The 17,998-nt window shown below is 73.6% G+C and carries 14 protein-coding genes; 8 read left to right on the top strand and 6 right to left on the bottom strand.

What is annotated here, in order from left to right; all coding sequences use genetic code 11:
• Positions 1-27: 27 nt before the first annotated feature.
• From J2S55_RS09820 to J2S55_RS09810, 3 genes are all read right to left on the bottom strand, one after another.
• Positions 28-4,428 carry an HAD-IC family P-type ATPase gene (locus tag J2S55_RS09820; protein WP_306858981.1) on the bottom strand — a complete coding sequence of 1,467 codons (4,401 nt, stop codon included), beginning with the start codon at positions 4,426-4,428 and terminating at the stop codon, positions 28-30.
• 79 nt (positions 4,429-4,507) lie between these two features.
• The gene (locus J2S55_RS09815) at positions 4,508-5,212 is read right to left on the bottom strand and encodes a hypothetical protein (protein ID WP_306858980.1); all 705 of its coding nucleotides are present in this window, start codon (positions 5,210-5,212) and stop codon (positions 4,508-4,510) included.
• A gap of 196 nt (positions 5,213-5,408) precedes the next feature.
• Positions 5,409-6,611 carry an acyl-CoA dehydrogenase family protein gene (locus J2S55_RS09810; protein ID WP_306858978.1) on the bottom strand — a complete coding sequence of 401 codons (1,203 nt, stop codon included), beginning with the start codon at positions 6,609-6,611 and terminating at the stop codon, positions 5,409-5,411.
• A gap of 82 nt (positions 6,612-6,693) precedes the next feature.
• Between J2S55_RS09810 and J2S55_RS09805 the strand changes: the two genes are divergently transcribed.
• From J2S55_RS09805 to J2S55_RS09785, 5 genes are all read left to right on the top strand, one after another.
• The gene (locus tag J2S55_RS09805; protein ID WP_306858976.1) at positions 6,694-7,338 is read left to right on the top strand and encodes an HAD family hydrolase; all 645 of its coding nucleotides are present in this window, start codon (positions 6,694-6,696) and stop codon (positions 7,336-7,338) included.
• Positions 7,339-7,467: 129 nt separating this feature from the next.
• A complete protein-coding gene (locus J2S55_RS09800) occupies positions 7,468-7,974 on the top strand; it encodes a DUF6912 family protein (RefSeq protein WP_306875280.1) in 507 nt (168 codons plus the stop codon).
• Between the two features lie 139 nt (positions 7,975-8,113).
• Positions 8,114-8,551 carry a DUF2690 domain-containing protein gene (locus tag J2S55_RS09795; protein WP_306858974.1) on the top strand — a complete coding sequence of 146 codons (438 nt, stop codon included), beginning with the start codon at positions 8,114-8,116 and terminating at the stop codon, positions 8,549-8,551.
• Positions 8,552-8,689: 138 nt separating this feature from the next.
• Positions 8,690-9,325 carry an HAD family hydrolase gene (locus tag J2S55_RS09790; RefSeq protein WP_306858971.1) on the top strand — a complete coding sequence of 212 codons (636 nt, stop codon included), beginning with the start codon at positions 8,690-8,692 and terminating at the stop codon, positions 9,323-9,325.
• Between the two features lie 153 nt (positions 9,326-9,478).
• Positions 9,479-10,258, top strand: coding sequence for an HAD family hydrolase (locus J2S55_RS09785; protein ID WP_306858969.1), 780 nt, complete (start codon positions 9,479-9,481; stop codon positions 10,256-10,258).
• Positions 10,259-10,265: 7 nt separating this feature from the next.
• On the opposite strand, the gene J2S55_RS09780 is transcribed toward J2S55_RS09785, so the two are convergent.
• Complete coding sequence (locus tag J2S55_RS09780; RefSeq protein ID WP_306858967.1) at positions 10,266-11,681, bottom strand: pyridoxal phosphate-dependent decarboxylase family protein; 1,416 nt, start codon at positions 11,679-11,681, stop codon at positions 10,266-10,268.
• A 75-nt stretch (positions 11,682-11,756) separates the two neighbouring features.
• Positions 11,757-13,274 (bottom strand): penicillin-binding transpeptidase domain-containing protein, encoded by a 1,518-nt coding sequence (locus J2S55_RS09775; protein WP_306858965.1) that lies wholly within the window; start codon positions 13,272-13,274, stop codon positions 11,757-11,759.
• 108 nt (positions 13,275-13,382) lie between these two features.
• Here J2S55_RS09775 and J2S55_RS09770 point away from each other — a divergent pair, with 108 nt between their 5' ends.
• From J2S55_RS09770 to J2S55_RS09760, 3 genes are all read left to right on the top strand, one after another.
• A complete protein-coding gene (locus tag J2S55_RS09770) occupies positions 13,383-14,303 on the top strand; it encodes a LysR family transcriptional regulator (protein WP_306858963.1) in 921 nt (306 codons plus the stop codon).
• Complete coding sequence (locus tag J2S55_RS09765; protein ID WP_306858961.1) at positions 14,300-15,151, top strand: serine hydrolase; 852 nt, start codon at positions 14,300-14,302, stop codon at positions 15,149-15,151. Before J2S55_RS09770 ends, J2S55_RS09765 begins: the two co-directional genes overlap by 4 nt.
• A 73-nt stretch (positions 15,152-15,224) precedes the next feature.
• A complete protein-coding gene (locus J2S55_RS09760) occupies positions 15,225-17,180 on the top strand; it encodes an acetoacetate--CoA ligase (RefSeq protein ID WP_306858959.1) in 1,956 nt (651 codons plus the stop codon).
• A 19-nt stretch (positions 17,181-17,199) separates the two neighbouring features.
• On the opposite strand, the gene J2S55_RS09755 is transcribed toward J2S55_RS09760, so the two are convergent.
• Positions 17,200-17,847, bottom strand: coding sequence for a GNAT family N-acetyltransferase (locus J2S55_RS09755; RefSeq protein WP_306858956.1), 648 nt, complete (start codon positions 17,845-17,847; stop codon positions 17,200-17,202).
• Positions 17,848-17,998: the final 151 nt, after the last annotated feature.

The raw sequence follows: 17,998 nt of genomic DNA, 5'->3' as shown, positions 1-17,998 counted from the left end.
TACGAAAATCCGCCCTGAGGTGACTGTTCAGTGAACGGCCGATGACGTCTCGCGGGCCGGCACCCGCAACGCCATCCCGGCGACGGTGACGGCGGCGGCGCTCCCCAGGGCGATGGCCCACCCCACGGGCCCGAGCGGGCGGCAGCCGAAGAACCCGGACAGGCCCGGGAGCGAGACGGCCAGGCCCAGAACGGCGAGCGACGCCAGCGCGGCCAGCGCGACCACGCGGTCCCGGCCGCCCAGGGCCAGGGTCTGGAACAGCTGGGCCGACACCAGGGCGACCAGCCCGATCGTGCCCGCCCGCCGCCGCGTGCCGGTCATGCGTCCGATCGACCAGGCGACCCCGGCCGCGCCCGCCGTGATGGCGGCGCGCAGGTAGATGTCCCGGGTCAGGGAGGTCGCCAGCGAGGCCTCCGGGCCCTCGGCGAGCAGCCGCTCCGGGCTGGCCGCCGCCGGGGGCCGGACGGCCACCGCCATCGCCGGCAGCATGTCGGTGAGCAGGTTGACCAGCAGGAGCTGGCGGGCGTTCAGCACGTTGCGGCCGGTGGCCAGGCTGGAGCCGACCGCGAAGACGATCTCCCCGATGTTGCCGCCGAGCAGGATGCTCAGGGCGTCGCGGACCGAACTCCACATGGCCCGGCCCTCGATGATCGCGTCGACGATCGTCTCGATGCGGTCGTCGGTCACCACGACGTCGGCGGCGGTCCGCGCCGCCGGGGTGGCCCGGGACCCGAGGGCGATCCCCACGTCCGCGGCGCGGATCGCGGGGGCGTCGTTGGCGCCGTCGCCGGTCACCGCCACGACCATGCCGGAGCGGCGCAGGCACTCGACGATCCGGGCCTTGTGCGCCGGAGTGGTCCGGGCGAAGACCGTCACCTCCGGCAGCGCCTCCGTCAGGGCGTCGTCGTCAAGGTCGTCCAGCTCCGGCCCCGTCATGATCCGCGCGCCGTTCAGCACGCCGAGCTCGGCGGCGATCGCCTCGGCGGTGGTCGGGTGGTCGCCTGTGATCATGACGATCCGGACCCCCGCCCGCGTCAGGCGGTCGACGCTCTCGGCCGCCGTGGGCCGGACCGGGTCGGCCAGGCAGAGGAAGCCCAGGAAGACCAGCTCTCCGATGCGGGACTCGTCGAGGTCGCGCCGGTCCGAGGCGGGACGCTCGGCCACCGCGAGCATCCGGTACCCCTGCCGGGCGAGCCTGTCCATCTCCCTTTCCAGCCCGGCCCTGGCGGCTCCGTCGAGCGGGACGGGGCCGCCGTCGCGGAGCACGCTCACGCACCGGGTGAGGACGACCTCCGGAGCGCCCTTGACGCTCAGCAGGTGCCCCGAGCCGCCCAGCCCGAGCACGGCGTGGTAGCCGCGCCCCGGCTCGAAGGGGAGCTCGTCGACCCTCCGCCAGGTGCCCGGCCCGTCCTCGGGGGTGACGTGCAGCCGCCGGGCCCCCTCCAGCACGGCCCGGTCGGTCGGATGGGGGATGGGCCGCCCGTCCTCATGGCGCGGGCTCGCGCGCAGCGCGGCGGCGACGATCCGCCTCAGGCCGGGCGGCAGCTCCTCCATCGGGCGCTCGGCGCGCCCGTCCGAGACGCACCGCAGGCTGATGTGCCCCTCGGTCAGCGTCCCCGTCTTGTCGAAGCAGAGAACGTTCACCCGGCCGAGCGCCTCGATCGTGGAGGGGGCGGGCACCAGGGTGTTACGGGTCGACAGCCGCCGGGCGGCGGCCAGCTCCGCGGCCGAGGCGACGAAGGGCAGCCCCTCGGGCACGGCGGCGACGGCGAGGCTCACCGCGGGGGCGAGCGCCTCCGGCAGCGATCTGCCGCGGAGCAGGTCGGTGACGAGCAGAGCGACGCCGGAGCCGAGCGCGACCGGGAGGACCTTCCGGCTCAGCGCCCGCAGCCGGAGCTGCACGCCGGTCGGCGGGCGGCTGTCCACGGTGAGCCTCGCGGTCCGGGCCGATTCGGTCGCCTCGCCGGCCGCGACGACCACTGCCAGGCCATGGCCGGCCGCCACGGTCGTGCCCTGGTAGACCATCGAGCTGCGGTCGGCGACGGCGGGGGCGCTGACGGGGGCCGGCGACTTGGCGACGAGCTGGGATTCACCGGTCAGGGCCGCCTCGTCGACCTCCAGGCCGACCGCCCTGAGCACGCGGCAGTCGGCGGGTACGGCGTCGCCGGCGCGCAGCTCGACGACATCGCCCGCCACGAGGTCGTCGACGGCCGCCCCCACGCTCGCGTGGGGCCGGCGGAGCCGTACGCGGGCGGCGACGGACTCGGTCAGCCGGTGCAGCGCCCGGTCGGCGGCGAACCGCTGGCCCCCGCCGATGAGCGCGTTGACGACCAGGACCGTGCCGATCAGCACCGAGTCGGAGACCGAGCCGACCACGGCCGACACGCCCGCGCCCGCCGCCAGCACCGGGGTCAGCGGATTGGCCAGCTCCTCGACCGACACCCGCAGCAGCGAATCGGGGGTCTCGGGGCCGCCCGGCCCCGGTGCGGTCCTGCGCCGCCGGGCCTCCGCCTCGGTGATCCCGCCGGGCGAGGAGCCCAGCCGGGACAGCACGTCCTTGACCGGCATGGCGTGCCACGGAGTGCGGTCGGCGCGGACCGGGGCCGCCCCGCGCCCGGCGCTGCGGCCCGCCCACTCACCCACGGCGATCGCGGCCAGCGCCGTGCAGTCGTTCGCGAGCTGGGCCCTGCGCACCGCCGCCTCCCGCGCTCCGGCGGCCGTCAGCGTGGCCCCGACGGCCGCCCCCGCCAGGCTGAGCCACACGCACTGCTCGCTCGCCCTCCTGGCCGGTGCCAGGCAGCTCAGGAGCAGGTGGACCCCGTCGAGCTCGCCGATCACGTCCGCGTCCCACGGCACGCGGCCTGACCGGCTCAGCACGCCGATGCCCAGGTCGGCCTGGGCCAGCGCCGCCGCGGAGCGCCTCGACACCACGGCGACCCCGTGACCGGCCGCCTGGAGGGCGCGGACCGACGCGGCCAGCCGGGGACCGCCCGGCACGACCTCCTCGACGGCGAGCCGGCTGCCGAGCCCCTGGCCGCCTCCCGCCAGCAGCACGGTGCACCCGCTCCTGGCCGCGGCGACGACGGCGTCCGCCAGCGGGTCGACCTCCGGCGCCAGCCCGGCCACGGCGACCAGGGCGCCCTCCCGCCGCACGCCGACGGCCCGGAGCGCGCGGGCCTGCCAGTGCGGGACGTCCGCCGCCGGGACGAGCCCGGCCAGGTCCGCCAGCGGCTCGGCCGTCCACGTGTCGCGTTCCCGCCGCGCGCCCGGGTCGGTGAAGTCGATGAGGGTGTAGAGCCGTGCGTGCAGTTCGTCGGGGTCCACGCCGTCGACGAGGGGCACGACGCGGTCGATCGTCCAGGCGCCCGTGTCGAGCAGGGCGGCGTCGAGGACGACGGTGTCTATGCCGTCCATGCGGCGCAGGGCCTCGCTGTCGAGGACGACCATGCCGCGCCCGGCCAGCGCGCGCCCGACCGCGCAGGCGAAGGACTCCCGGCCCGCTCTGGCCGCCTTTGGCGTCGTCGAGACCATCATGGCGAGTCCCCGCCGGCGACTGTCGCTGATGAGGCGCGTCAGCCCCGAGGCGCCCAGCGCCACCGGCGCCACGGCGCGCTCGAACCGTGCCACGGGGCTGTGCGCCATGGGAGCCGGGCGTGGCCGCCGCGCCGCGCGGGTGTGCCGGTAGGTCCCTTCCCGGGAGGCCAGCTTCTGCCCGTGCAGCTCCCACGCCTGCTGCGTGCCACGCGCCTCCAGGTAGCGGCCGGCGGAGGAGACCGAGTGGATCAGCAGCCCCAGCGGGCGCAGCGCGAGCGTGTTGGTGACGATGTTCGCCGCCGTGAACAGGGCGCCGGTGGCCGGCCGGCCGAGGCGGCGCTCCAGCCCGGCGCGGACGGCGGGGGTGGATTCGGCCAGGTGCAGCAGGGTGGGCACGGCGGGCAGCAGCGGCGGCAGGCGGGCCGCGCGCCCGGCGAACGCCAGCCCGGTGCCGATCAGGCTCGCGCCGAGCCTGATGCCGGCGCGGGTGTGCTGCTCCACCACGCTGGACAGCGACGAAACCCGGTCCTGCTCCTCGTCCCGGCCGCTGTCCTCCTCGGTGCCGAGGGCGCCGAGAGCGCCGAGGGTGTCGAGCTCCTCGACGATCGACGTCAGCTCCTCCAGGTCGACCAGGCCCTCGCCGCATCCCACGAAGACGGTGCCGAGCGCGCCGTTGACCTCAGCCCGCTCCACCCCCTCCAGCGCGAGCAGCAGCCCTTCGAGCCGCCGGGCCACCTGCCCGGTGCCCGGACCGCCGATCACGCGCAGGTCGAGGTGGAACCCGCCGGGACAGCTCCGCCTGCCGCGTGGGCGCGGCAGGGTCTCCTGTATCGCGCCGGGCAGGACGCTCCACAGTGCCTCGGTGGGAAGCGTCAGCACACGCGACAGGAACATCCGGCTCTCCAGCAGGGAAACTCAGGTCGTCAGGCCGCGACGGGGCGACGGCCCGGCCGGCCTTCTCACCGGGCCGTCATCACTTGGACGCGCTCGCGTGGCCTGAGGCGGCCGCGGTCCGGGCAGCGGACGTCCGGGGCGTGGACGTCCGGGGCGTGGATGTCTGGGCGGTGGACGTCCGAGCGGTGGATGTCCGGGCAGCGGGCGTCCGGGCGGTGGACGTCCGGGCGGTGGACGTCCGGGGCGTGGACGTCCGAGCAGTGGATGACCGGGCAGTGGATGTCCGGGAAGCGGACCCGCCCTCCTTGCGGGCGCGCTGGGCGATCAGCGTTCCGACGCCGATCGCGGCCGCCACCGGCCATTCGACCACTCCCACCACCGCCAGCGCGCCGAGCCCGCCGTAGTAGGCCATCCGCTCCGGAGGCGGGAGGAACGACCTGGCGACGTCGATGGCCTGGCCGGCCTCCTGCCGGCTGACGTGCGGCAGGCGGAGCTGGGGCAGATGGAGTTGGGGCAGGTGGAGCTGGGGAGGCCGGAACTGCACGGTCATCATCGGCAGGTTCAGCGTGAACTCTTGCCCGTCGTGCCCGCGCTCCGCCTGCCTGCGCCCGGCGGTCCGCTGCCCGGTGGATTTCTCCTCCGCGGACGTGCGCCCTGCCGTCCTGCGCCCGGCGGCCGTGGCGGTCCTGCGCCCGGCGGCCGCGGTGCTCCTGCGCCCGGTGGCCGTGGCGGACGACGCCGACGTGCGGGCACGCGTTCCGCGAGCCGTCTGGCTTACGGTCATCGCCCCTCCTCAGAAGGAGTCGAGGGATCGGTTCGGGTGGCGCCCACGGGCGGCCGATGGCGCCTCTCACCTGCGGCCATCTGGCCCCGGGGGCCACTCTCCTAGCCTTCCTCGAACCGCGGGCCTGAAACGCCGTCCAGCCATTGAATCGGACATTCGGCGGGAAACCTCCGGCTCGGGCCGTCCGTCCGGGGCCTCACAGGAGGTAGGGCTTGAGCTCCCTGCGGGCGACGGCGCGGATGTGGACCTCGTCGGGGCCGTCGAAGATGCGCATGGCGCGGGCTTGGGCGTACATCATGGCGAGCGGCACGTCGTCGCAGACGCCCAGGCCGCCGTGGACCTGGATGGCGCGGTCGATGACCTCGCAGGCCATCCTGGGGGCGACGACCTTGATGGCGGAGATCTCGGCGGCGGCGGCCCTGGCGCCGACGGTGTCGATCAGCCAGGCGGCCCTCAGGGTGAGCAGCCGGGCCTGGTCGACGGCCAGCCGGGACTCGGCGATCTGCTGCTGGACGACGCCCTGCTGGGCGAGGGTCTGGCCGAAGGCCACGCGGTTGGCGGCGCGGGAGCACATCAGCTCCAGGGCGCGCTCGGCCATGCCGATCGCCCGCATGCAGTGGTGGATGCGGCCCGGTCCCAGGCGCGCCTGGGCGATGCGGAAACCGTCGCCCTCCTCCGCGATGAGGTTCGAGGCGGGCACCCGGACGTCGGTGAAGGTGATCTCGGAATGGCCGTGCTGCTCCTGGTAGCCGAAGAGCGGCAGATGGCGCACGATCTCCACCCCGGGGGTGTCCATCGGGACCAGGATCATCGACTGCTGGCGGTGCGTGGGGGCGTCCGGGTCGGTCTTGCCCATCACGATCATGATCTCGCAGCGCGGGTCGGCCGCGCCGGTGATGAACCACTTGCGGCCGTTGATCACGTATTCGGAGCCGTCACGGGTGATGGAGGTGGAGATGTTGGTGGCGTCGCTGGAGGCCACCGCGGGCTCGGTCATCGCGAACGCCGAGCGGATCTCCCCGGCGAGGAGGGGCTTGAGCCAGCGGTCCCGCTGTCCGGGCGAGCCGAACATGTGCAGGACCTCCATGTTCCCGGTGTCGGGGGCGGCGCAGTTCAGCGCCTCGGGGGCGAGGTCGATGGAGCGGCCGGTGACCTCGGCCAGGCTGGCGTAGTCGAGCACCGACATGCCGGACTCGTCGGGCAGGAACAGGTTCCACAGGCCGCGCGAGCGGGCCTCGGCCTTGAGGTCCTCGACGACCGGGGGCAGGTCGTGGTTGCCGTGGCCCTTCGCGAGCCGCCACTCGTGGTAGACCGGCTCCGCCGGATACACATGAGACACCATGAAATCGGTCAGGTTGGCGAGGTATTCCTCCGCCTTCGTGCTGAGCGCGAAGTCCATGGCGGTCAGTTTTGCACCACCCCTTTCCGGCTCACTCACCGGCCATGCCTAATCTGGAGCCGGTTCTAGACGAGGAGGCGGGATGCTCAAGGGTGTGCTGATCGACTGGGGAGGCGTGCTCACCGTGGGAATGTCCGAGGCGATCGCCCACTGGATCGCCGCCGACCGGATCGACGCCGCCCACTACCGCGAGGTGATGCGGGAGCTGATCCTGCACGCCTACGAGGGCTCCGAGAGCGGAGAGAACACGATCCACGCCCTGGAGCGGGGCGAGATCTCCGGACTGGACTTCGAGCGGGACCTGGCCGCCAGACTGATGACGACGGACGGCGTGCCGCCGGTCGCGGAGGGGCTGCTGGCCAGGATGTTCGCCGGGTTCCAGCGGGTCGAGGCGATGTACGTGATGCTCCGAGAGGCGCGCGCCGCCGGGCTGCGGACCTGCCTGCTGTCCAACTCCTGGGCCAACGAGTATCCCCGCGACGGCTGGGACGAGGTCTTCGACGCGGTCGTCATCTCGGGGGAGATCGGCATGCGCAAGCCGGAGCCGAGGATCTTCGAGCACGCGCTCGGCCGGGTCGGCCTGGCGGGGCACGAATGCGTGTTCGTCGACGACATCGAGGCCAACATCACGGCCGCCCGCGCCCTCGGCATCGTGGGCGTGCACCACCGGGACCCCGAGCTGACCATCGCCGAGCTGGAGCGGCTCTTCGGCGTGCCGCTGCGCTGAGGTCCGCCGTCCGGCTCGCCGTCCCCTTCCGGACCCCGGATCTCGCGGCCGGGTCGCCGGGGCTGGCACACTCGATGGGTGATCGGCGCCGGACCGGCGCCGGTGTCGGAGCAGAAGATCGAGGCATGGATGCGCGTCTACCTGCCGGCCACACTCCCCGCGCTGGCCCGTGTGGTCACCCTGGGGGAGTTCGGCCCGGCCCCGCTGACCGGCTACGCGGTCACCCCCGCGTTGGTCGAGTGGTACGTCTCGGGTGACACCGAGGAGCTGGAGTACGTCGCCCTGACCGAGGCGGCCAGGGCGTCCCTGCGGATGCTGGCCGCCGACCGCGCCGACGGGGTGGAGGTGGCCGCGCGCCGGGTGGTGATCGCCGCCGAGGTGCCGGACGACGTCGTGAGCGTGGGCGCCGGGCTGGAGGAGCGCGCCCGGGTGCGGCTGTCGGCGCCGGTCCCGCTGTCGAAGATCGCCGCGGTCCACGTGGACGACCCGACCGCGGCCGAGGACGTGGAGGCCGCCGTCGCCGCGCTGCCCGCGGCCGACCGCGGCGACGACGACGCCAGGTTCACCGTGGACGGCGCCGAGGCCCACGAGCTGATGTGGTACGCCACACAGGAGATCCCCGACCTGCTCGACTGAGCGCGCGTGACGACGCGGGAGCCGGGCCCGAGGTTTACCGCTATTGCCGAAAAATAAATGATTCCCGACCTTTTCGTGGCTGTCGTGACTAAGATCACTCCGGTCCAGCCAGCCTCATGACGAGAAGGAGCGGATGTCAGTGAAGATCCGAGTAGTCACGGCCACGGTCGCCGCGGCCGGGTTGGCCCTGTTCGTGGCGTCCCCGGCCGACGCGCACACCTACGACCACAAGGACCCCTACCGCGAGGGCTGCGCCCGCTCGGCGAAGGTGGTGCGGACGGCCGCCGTCAAGACCCCGGCCAGGGAGACGGTCGGGACGGTCAAGCTCATGTGGTCGAGGTCCTGCAAGACCAACTGGACCGAGGTCTCGACCTCCAGCACCGCGTCGGGCACGATCAGCGTCTACACCGACCGCGGCTCGGACACCTTCAGGTTCAAGGCGGGCAACGGCGGCCGTCACTGGGGCGACATGATGTACGCCCCCCGCATCTGCGCCTGGGGCTCGGTCCACGTGCGGTGGAACGGGGGCCGTGGCGGTCAGAACGGGCAGGGCACCACCGGCAAGGCCTGCGGCTGAGCGCCCCCGTGGCGCGGTGAGCGTGGACCCCGCGGCGGGTCGGACACCCCGGCCGGCCGCGGGTCCCCGCCTCGCGGGCCCCGCCCGTGCCGAGCGGGGCGGCGGAATGTCCGGCCGACTGGCTAGGCTTGAGCCGATATGACGAAGCATATTGTCTGGGACTGGAACGGCACTCTCTTCCACGACGTCGACGCCGTCGTCGGGGCGACGAACGCGGTGTTCGAGCCCTACGGGCTGGGCCCCTACGACGTCGACCGATTCCGCGCGGTCTACACCCGACCGATCTGGGCGGCCTACGAGCGCATGCTCGGCCGCGCGCTCCTCGACGGCGAGTGGGAGCGGCTCGATCTCGGCTTCCACGACAACTACCACCGGCTGATGCTGGAGTGCGGTCTCGCGGCGGACGCGGCCTCCACCCTGGCGAGCTGGGAGCGGGAGGGCGGCAGGCAGTCGCTGCTGTCGATGTGGGCGCACGAGCGGCTGGGGCCCAAGGTCGCCGAGTTCGGCATCGACCGGCACTTCACCCGGATCGACGGGCTGCGCAGCGCGTCCGGCGGGCACAAGGCCGACTCGATGGTGGCCCATCTCGCGGCGCTCGGGGTCGACCCCGCCGATGTGCTCGTGATCGGCGACAGCGTGGACGACGCGCACGCCGCCCGGCATGTCGGGGCGCGGGCCGTCCTCTACACCGGCGGCATGACCAGCCGGGCGGACCTGAAGGCGCTGGGCGTCCCGGTCGTGGACACCCTCGCCGACGCCATCGGCTACGCCTGAACCCGCCCGGACCCACCGCCGCTCCGGGGCCGCCCGCCCGTGACCGCCGTCCGCCCGTGACCCCCGTACGGGCCGTCACCTGTCCGGGACCGTCCGCCCGGGACCCCGCCTGCCCGGGACGGGACCGTCCGGGACCGGACGGTCTGGGCATCGATGGCGGACGGGGACGGCGATGGCCGTACTCTGGGCATCCGCACCCATTCCGGGAGGCCCACGATTAGCCGCCTCGTCCTGTGGAACATCGACCTCACGCTGGTCGACGTGTCCATCGTCACCCGCGACGCCTACGCGGAGGCCTTCCGGCAGGTCACCGGACGGCCCCTGGTCAAGCTGACCCAGCACAACGGACGTCCTGACTCCGAGATCGTCTTCGAGATGCTCGCCCTCAACGGGGTCGTGGCCGACGACGGCCACCTCCCGAAGTTCCTCGACGCGCTGGCCGAGACCTTCGGCGCCAGGCGCAAGCGTCTGGCCAAGGACGGCCGGATGATGCCCGGGGCGGCCGACGCGCTGAAGGCGGTGGCCAGGCTCGACGGTGTGGTCCAGTCGGTGCTCACCGGCACGATCAAGAGCAACGCCGTGCACAAGCTGACCGCCTTCGGCCTGGACCGGCACGTGGACTTCGAGGTCGGCGGCTACGGCGAGGAGGTCTACCCCAAGGCCACCCTGCTCCAGGTCGCGCAGGGCCGGGCCAGGCAGAAGCACGGCGGGACCTTCGACGGCGGCAACACCGTGATGATCGGTGATTCGGCCAGGGACGTCCAGGCAGCCAAGATCGCCGGAGCGTCCATGATCGCGGTCGCCACCGGCCGCTCCCTCCCGGCCGAACTCCACGAGGCGGGGGCCGACGTGGTCCTGCCCGACCTGTCCAACCCCTCCGAGGTCGTCGCCGCGGTGGCCGGGCTCACCTCGCCGGCCCGCAGGGCCGGCTAGCGGCGGCTCATCCCGTACGGCGGGCGGCGATCTCGCGGACGACCGAGGCCAGCAGGTCGATGTCGGCCTCGGTGGTGCGCCAGTTGAGGATGGCCGGCCGCAGGGCCGTCATCCCCTGGTAGGTGGTGGTCCCGGCGTAGACCCGGCCGTCGGCGAGCAGCTCCTGGCCGATCCACGCGTTCAGCGCGTTCAGCTCCTCCTCGGGGACGCCCGGCGGGCGGTAGCGGAAGCAGACCACGCACAGCCGTACCGGGGCGAGCAGCTCCAGGTCGGCGGCCTCCTCGACGATCCCGCCCAGCCGCAGGGCGAGCCCGTGGTGGCGCTCGACCATCTCCCGGTGACCCTGCCTGCCGTAGGCCCGCAGGGTCGCCCAGATGGGCAGCGCCCGCGCGCGGCGGGAGGACTCCGGGCCCAGGAAGTTGTAGTTGACGTGCTGGTCGTCGCCGCCGGGGAGGTACGCCGCGCCCCACGGGCCGAAGGTCCGGCCCATGAGCTCCGGGTCGCGGACGAACGCGAACCCGCTCTCGTAGGGGACGTTGAGCCACTTGTGCCCGTCGGCGGTCACCGAGTGCGCCCGCTCCACCCCCTTGACCAGGTGCGACAGGCGGGGCGAGGCCGCGGCGAACAGTCCGAAGGCGCCGTCCACGTGCAGCCAGGCGCCGTACCGCTCGGCCAGGTCCGCCAGGTCGTCGATGGGGTCGAAGTCACCGGTGTTCACCTCGCCCGCGTTCCCGACGATCACCGCCGGGCCGTCGATCCGCTTGAGCTCCCGCTCCATGGCCGCCAGGTCGACCCGGCCCGCCCGGTCCCGGGCGAGGATCCGGGCGCCGTCCCGGCCGCAGCCGAGCGTCAGCAGCGCCTTGCGGCTGCTGGGGTGGAGGTAGCCGCCGGCCAGCACGGGCATCCGCGGCAGCCCGGCCAGCCCGTCGGCCGCCACGTCGGCGCCGTGCCGCTCGCCCCACCACTGCCGGGCGCACGCCAGCCCGGTGAGGTTGGCGAAGGTCGCGCTCGGGGTCAGCACGCCGCCGTAGGACCGCGGCAGCCCGAACAGGTCCTTCAGCCACCCCAGCACGACGGTCTCCGCCCGGGCGGCGAACGGCGAGGTCAGCCAGAGGCCCCCGGCCTGGTCCAGCAGCGAGGTCACCCAGTCGCCCGCCTGGGCCGCCGGGGTCGACCCCCCGACGATGAAGTGGAAGAAACGCGGTCCGGAGGAGTGCGTCGCCGCCGCGGTGCCGACCCGCAGCAGCCGCCCGACGCTGTCGAGGGTGCCCTCGCCGCGCTCGGAGAGCGGGCCGTCGAGCAGGTCGAGCAGCCCGTCGGCCCCGTGGTCGTGGACGGGGCGGTCGCCGAGCGTGTCAAGGTAGGGCCGGGCGGCGCCGGCCACCAGCTCCAGGGCCGCCGCGGCCTGGTCGCGCTCGTTCAAAGGATCACTCATCCTTCAGGGAAACACGCCCGGACGCGGTCCGCCAAGCCCCTTTTCGATCTTCGACGGCCGGGACTAGGCGAGCCCGGCGAGGAAACGGGCCGCGACGGGGGCGGCCACCGTGGAGCCCGCGCCGCCGCCCTCCACGATCACCGAGAACGCCAGGTCGCCCCGGTAGCCGATGAACCAGGCGTGCGAGGGAGGCTCCTTGCCGGAGCCGAACTCGGCGGTCCCGGTCTTGCCCGCCGTGCCCCGGGGGAAGGAGACCGCGCTGGCCGTACCCTCCACCACCACCGCGGGCATCAGCGTGCGCAGCGCCCGCACCACGGCCGGCTCCAGTTTCCTCGGCTGGGCCGCCGGCAGCAGGCCGGCGTCGACCAGCCGGGGCGGGCGCCAGGCGCCGTCGGCGATCGCCGCGGCGACGGTGGCCATGTTCAGCGGGCTCGTCAGGACGCGGCCCTGCCCGATCGAGGCCGACGCGAGGTCGGTGTCGTCCTTGGGGTCGGGGAACTGCGCCCGTACGGCGGGCACGCCGGGCTCCACCGGACCCCCGAACCCGAAGCTCGCGGCCACCGAGGCCAGCCGGTCCCCGCCCAGCCGGTCCACGCTGAGCCGCCCGAACGTGGTGTTGCACGAGTGGGCGAACGCCTCGCGCAGCGCGATCGTGCCGTAGTCCTTGAACCCGGCGTTGTGGAACGGGAAGCCGCCGATGTTCTGCTCGGCGGGGCAGGGCACCCGCTCGCCCGCGGTCATGCCGTCGGCGACCAGGGCCGAGGCCGTGACCACCTTGAAGGTCGAGCCGGGAGGGTAGTGGCCGAGCAGCGCCCGGTTGAACCCGCCGGGCTTGTTGACCACGGCCAGGATCTCGCCGGTCGAGGGCCGCAGCGCGACCAGGGAGGCGGGCTTGGTCACCTTCTCCAGGGCCGCGGCGGCGGCCCGGTGGACACGCAGGTCGATCGTGGTCCGCAGCTCCTTGCCCGCCACGGCCTTGGCGGTGGCCAGTGTGGCGACCCGATCCGTCCCCCGGACCAGGTCCACCCGCGCCGAGGCGGCGCCGGTGAGGCGGGCGGCGTACTTCTCCCTGAGCCCCTCGACGAGCTGCTGCACCGAGCCCGGCGTGCCCGCGGTGTCGATACGGGTCCCGTCGGCGGCCCGGATCGGCGCCTGCTCGGCCTTGACCAGCACGGTCCTCATCCGCAGGCCGGGCTTGAGCCGAGGGTGCAGCGCCGCCGGGCTCCACTTCACCCGCCAGGCCCGCTCGTGCTCGACCAGGGTCAGCGAGCCGTCGTAGGACCAGTCGACCGGCCCGTCCAGCGTCGCGTGGAAGGTGACCTTGGAGTCGGCGCCGCCGGTGACCGTGAAAGCGGCCTTGGACAGCTTCAGGTCGGTGCGGAAACGCCGGTACCACCGGTCGAAGTCACCCGGCGGATCGACCGTGAGCGCCCGCATGGCCGGGTAGTCCTGCCTGGCCCAGGCGGTCAGGAACTCCTGGGCCGTCTCCTCGGCCGACCCCTGGGTACGCAGCGCCCAGGCGCCCGCGCCGATCACGGTGACCGGCACCAGCACGGCCACCGCCAGGTGTTTCAGGTTCATGGATCGTCCCCCTTGTCTTCGCGGACCGAGGAGACCAGAGGGATGTCATATATGTCCAATATTGGTATGTGAGTGATATCGATATGGAAATAGATATAATCGCTGTTCATGGACCTCGTGCGGCATCTGCGTTACTTCACGGTCGTCGCCGAAGAACTGCACTTCGGCAACGCGGCCGTCCGGCTGGGCATGGCCCAGCCGCCGCTGAGCCAGCGCATCCGGCGGCTGGAGGAGGAGCTCGGCGTGCGGCTGTTCGACCGCTCCAGCCGCCAGGTCCGGCTGACCGAGCCGGGACGGCTGCTGCTGGCCGAGGCCCGCGAGATCGTCGCGCGGGTGGACCGGCTGCGGGACCTGGCCGGGCGGGGGGAGGGCGCGGCGCTGCGCGTGGGCGTCCCGCCCGACCTGGGATCCTCGGTGATCGCGGCGCTGATCGCCGGGTTCCGCGAGCGCGTGCCCGAGGTACGGCTCGCCCCTGCCGAGATGTGGAGCGCCGACCAGGTCATCGCGCTCACCGACGGCACCCTGGACGTCGGCCTGCTCCGCCATCCGGTGACCGCCCCCGGGCTGAGCTTCGGCCCGGTGCTCGTCCAGCGTCCCGGCGTGGTGCTGGCCGAGGCCGACCCGCTCGCGGAGCTGTCGTCGGTGCACCTGGCCGACCTGGCCGGCCGGCAGCTCGTGCTCTTCCCCCGGGAGCCCGGCCTGCACGAGGAGACGCTCGCCGAGTGCCGCCACCACGGATACGTCCCGGAGGAGGTGCACGAGGCGCAGACCCTCGGGCTGGTCCTGGCCGGCACTGCCGTCGCCTTCGGGCCCCGCGTGGAGCTGCCCGGACTGCGGTGGAGGCCGCTGCTGGGCAGCCCGCTGGCCTGGCGGGTGTCCACGGCCTGGCGGGGGCAGGCCGCCGACGCTGCCGTAACCTTCGGGGCGGTGGCCGTACGAGTGCTGAAGGAGAAAGCCGGGATGACGGACGACGGTGCGGCGCCGGCGCGGCGGGTCCGTGCCAGGCCCTCCTCTGGATTCCTGGCATGAGCGACCTCGGCGCGCTGTTCCGCGCGGCCGGGGTGACCGGATACCTGCACGCGGTGGACGTCGACACCGGGGCCGAGGTCACCCACGGCGCCGACGAGCCGGTGGTGCTGGCCTCGGTGTTCAAGGTGGCGCTGCTGGTGGAGTTCTTCCGGCAGGCCGACGCCGGACGGCTGGAGCCGTCCGAACGGGTCACGGTCATGGCGGACGGCCACACTCCCGGGCCCACCGGAGTGTCGGTCATGGCCGACGACGTGACGATCTCCCTGCGGGACCTGGCCTACCTGATGATGGCGGTGAGCGACAACACCGCCGCCGACACCCTGATCCGCAGGGTCGGCCTGCCGGCGGTCAACGCCATGCTCGCCGCCGCGGGCCTGGACGGGACATGGGTCGAGCACGACTGCCGCGGCCTGTTCGCCAGCATCGTCGAGGACACCGGGCAGGAGGAGATGCCCACCGACCCCGCGGTGATCGCCCGGCTCCGGGCGCTCGACCCCGCGCGCACCAGCCGGAGCACCCCGCGCGACATGACCCGGCTGCTCAGCATGATCTGGCGCGACGAGGCGGCCTCGGCCGAGTCGTGCGCCTCGATGCGCGGACTGCTCGGCCTGCAGGTCTGGCCGCACCGGCTGGCCGCCGGCTTCCCCTACGACGACGTCGCGGTCAGCGGCAAGACCGGCACGCTGCCCACGATCCGCAACGAGGTCGGCGTGGTGGAGTATCCCGACGGCGGGTGCTACGCGGTCGCGGTCTTCACCCGCTCCTACGGCACGGCGCAGAACCAGCCCCGCGCCGACGCGGTGATCGGCACCGCGGCACGGGCCGCCGTGGAGCGGTTACGTGACTGACCCACACCACACGCCCCGAGGGTGTGTGGTCCCGGGGGATGACATTCCGGCGAGCCGCCGAGAGGATGGGGCCATGGTTGAGGAAGGTGCGCTGCTCTGGGAACCCACCCCGGAGGTCGTGAGAGACGCCAGGATCACCCGCTACATGGAGTGGCTCGGCCGCCCCGGTGACTACGAGTCCCTGTGGCAGTGGTCGGTGGACGCCCCGGGTGAGTTCTGGACGTCGGTCTGGGACTACTTCGACGTCGTGGGTGAGCGTGGTGACGGGCCCGTCATATCCGGGACGATGCCCGGCGCCGAATGGTTCACCGGATCGACGCTGAACTACGCGGCCAACGCGCTGCGCCGGGCCGCCTCCGAGCCCGACCGGCCCGCGGTGGTCTTCCGCGACGAGCGGGGCGGCCGGCGGACGCTCACCCTGGGCGAGCTGGCCGAGGAGGTCGCCCGGGTCCGCACGGGCCTGGCCGGGCTGGGCGTCGGCCGGGGGGACCGGGTCGCCGCGTACGCGCCGAACGTGCCCGAGACGCTGGTCGCGTTCCTCGCCACCGCCTCGCTGGGCGCGATCTGGTCGTCCTGCTCCCCGGACTTCGGCGCGCCCAGCGTGATCGACCGCTTCACCCAGATCGAGCCGAAGGTGCTCATCGCGGTCGACGGCTACGACTACAACGGCAGGCGGTTCGACCGGGCCGGAGTCGTCCAGGACATCGCGGCCAAGCTGCCGACCCTCGTCGCGCGGGTGCGGATGGCGACGCCGGACGGAGCCGGCGCGCCGGCCGGGGGACAGCTCCCGGACGAGACCGGCACCCCCGTCCTGAGCTGGGCGGAGCTGCGGCAGACGGCCGGCCCGCAGGAGTTCGAGCCGGTGCCCTTCGGCCACCCGCTCTGGATCGTCTACTCCTCCGGCACCACCGGGCTGCCCAAGCCGATCGTGCACGGGCACGGCGGCGTGGTGCTGGAGCACCTCAAGGCGCTCGCCTTCCACCAGGACCTGGGCGAGGACGACGTCTTCTTCTGGTACACCACGACCGGCTGGATGATGTGGAACTACCTCATCGGCGGCCTGCTGGTCGGCTCGGCGGTGGTCCTCTACGACGGGTCGGCCACCCATCCGGGGACCGACGCGCTGTGGCGGCTGGCCGCCGAGGAGGGGGTCACCTACTTCGGCACCGGCGCGCCCTACCTGATCGCGTCCATGAAGGCGGGCCTGCGGCCCTCCGGGCTCACGGCGCTGCGCGGCCTCGGCTCCACCGGCTCGCCGCTGCCGCCCGAGGGATTCGCCTGGGTGCACGAGGCGCTGCCGGAGATCCAGCTCGGCTCCTTCTCCGGCGGCACCGACGTCTGCACCGGTTTCGTCGGCGCGGCCCCGCTGCTGCCGGTCCGCGCGGGCGTCATCCCCTGCCGCTGCCTGGGGGCCAAGGTCGAGTCCTTCGACCCGTCGGGCACACCGGTGGTCGGCGAGGTCGGCGAGCTGGTGCTGACCGCGCCGATGCCGTCGATGCCGGTCATGTTCTGGAACGACCCCGACGGGACGAGATACCGGGAGAGCTACTTCGCCGACTACCCCGGCGTCTGGCGGCACGGCGACTGGATCAAGATCCTCCCCGACGGCGGCTGTGTGATCTACGGCCGCTCCGACTCCACCCTCAACCGGGGCGGCGTCCGGATGGGCACCAGCGAGTTCTACCGCGTGGTGGAGCGCTTCGACGAGATCGCCGACAGCCTGGTGATCGACACCGGGCAGCTCGGCCAGGAGGGCCGCCTGCTGCTCTACGTCACCATGGCCGAGGGGGCGGCCCTGTCCGACGAGCTGGTCGCGCGGCTGCGCGGGGCCCTGCGGGAGGCACTGTCCCCCCGGCACGTGCCGAACGAGATCATCGAGGTCCCCGGGATCCCGCGCACCCTCAGCGGCAAGAAGCTGGAGGTGCCCGTCCGCAAGATCCTCCTCGGTGTCCCCCCGGAGAAGGCCGCCAACCTCGACGCCATGGCCAACCCCGAGGTGCTGTCTCACTTCGCCCCCCTGGAGGAGTGAGACGGGCCGCCGGCGCGGTTCAGCCGGCCGGGTCCTCGCCCGCGCCGAACAGCGGCAGGCAGGGTTCGAGACCGTGGATCTCGAACCCCGCCGGGGTGCTCCAGCCGTCGCGGGACAGGCGTAGACGGCGGGTCTCGACGGCCTTGCCCAGGCGGTTGTGGAGCTGGATGCCGTCGTCGCGGTAGCCGAGCTTGCGCGAGACCGCGTAGGAGGCGTGGTTGTCGGCGAAGGCCCCCGAGGTCGCCTGCGAGGCGCCCAGGCCGTCGAAGGCGAGGTGGAGCACCGCGGCGCGCATCTCGGTGCCGATGCCCCGTCCCTGGAAGCGCCGCCCGAGCCAGGAGCCGGTGGCGACCTCGCGGGTCACCGCGTAGTCGGTGCCCGACAGCTCCTGCATGCCGACCACCTGGCCTCCGTCGACGACGACGAACAGGCAGCTCCACTTCTCCGGGGACCAGCCGGCCCACTGGCCGAAATGGAACTGGACGGTGCCGCGCGCCCGTTCGGCCGGCGCGGCGTCGCTCCAGGGGAAGGTGAACGGCATGAAGCCCGGCTCGTGAACGCCCTCGGCGGCACGGTCGGCGAGCTCGTCCAGGTCGTCGAGGGACGGGATCCGGAGTTCCAGCCGGGGAGTGGTCACCCGGAGCTGGAACAGGGGCCAGTTGCGCATGCCTCGATCTTGCCGACCCGGCCGCCGGAGAATCCACTCGATTACGGCCGTCACGCCCCCGGCCGCAAGGCTCCCTCGGAGGGGCGCCTCCCAGCGGCGGGGTGTCCGCGGCAGCGGGGCGGCTCCCGGATCGCCCCGGGGGACAAACCTC

It is taken from the genome of Streptosporangium brasiliense, from assembly GCF_030811595.1.
Classification (GTDB): Bacteria; Actinomycetota; Actinomycetes; order Streptosporangiales; family Streptosporangiaceae; genus Streptosporangium; species Streptosporangium brasiliense.
This window is presented reverse-complemented; position numbering and strand designations above follow the sequence as displayed.

What these genes read in the sequence shown, in the direction of transcription:
- J2S55_RS09820 (WP_306858981.1), bottom strand. Translation starts at nt 4,428, where the DNA reads ATGTTCCTGTCGCGTGTGCTGACGCTTCCCACCGAGGCACTGTGGAGC.
- J2S55_RS09815 (WP_306858980.1), bottom strand. Translation starts at nt 5,212, where the DNA reads ATGACCGTAAGCCAGACGGCTCGCGGAACGCGTGCCCGCACGTCGGCG.
- J2S55_RS09810 (WP_306858978.1), bottom strand. Translation starts at nt 6,611, where the DNA reads ATGGACTTCGCGCTCAGCACGAAGGCGGAGGAATACCTCGCCAACCTG.
- J2S55_RS09805 (WP_306858976.1), top strand. Translation starts at nt 6,694, where the DNA reads ATGCTCAAGGGTGTGCTGATCGACTGGGGAGGCGTGCTCACCGTGGGA.
- J2S55_RS09800 (WP_306875280.1), top strand. Translation starts at nt 7,468, where the DNA reads ATGCGCGTCTACCTGCCGGCCACACTCCCCGCGCTGGCCCGTGTGGTC.
- J2S55_RS09790 (WP_306858971.1), top strand. Translation starts at nt 8,690, where the DNA reads ATGACGAAGCATATTGTCTGGGACTGGAACGGCACTCTCTTCCACGAC.
- J2S55_RS09785 (WP_306858969.1), top strand. Translation starts at nt 9,479, where the DNA reads ATGGCGGACGGGGACGGCGATGGCCGTACTCTGGGCATCCGCACCCAT.
- J2S55_RS09775 (WP_306858965.1), bottom strand. Translation starts at nt 13,274, where the DNA reads ATGAACCTGAAACACCTGGCGGTGGCCGTGCTGGTGCCGGTCACCGTG.
- J2S55_RS09770 (WP_306858963.1), top strand. Translation starts at nt 13,383, where the DNA reads ATGGACCTCGTGCGGCATCTGCGTTACTTCACGGTCGTCGCCGAAGAA.
- J2S55_RS09765 (WP_306858961.1), top strand. Translation starts at nt 14,300, where the DNA reads ATGAGCGACCTCGGCGCGCTGTTCCGCGCGGCCGGGGTGACCGGATAC.
- J2S55_RS09760 (WP_306858959.1), top strand. Translation starts at nt 15,225, where the DNA reads ATGGTTGAGGAAGGTGCGCTGCTCTGGGAACCCACCCCGGAGGTCGTG.
- J2S55_RS09755 (WP_306858956.1), bottom strand. Translation starts at nt 17,847, where the DNA reads ATGCGCAACTGGCCCCTGTTCCAGCTCCGGGTGACCACTCCCCGGCTG.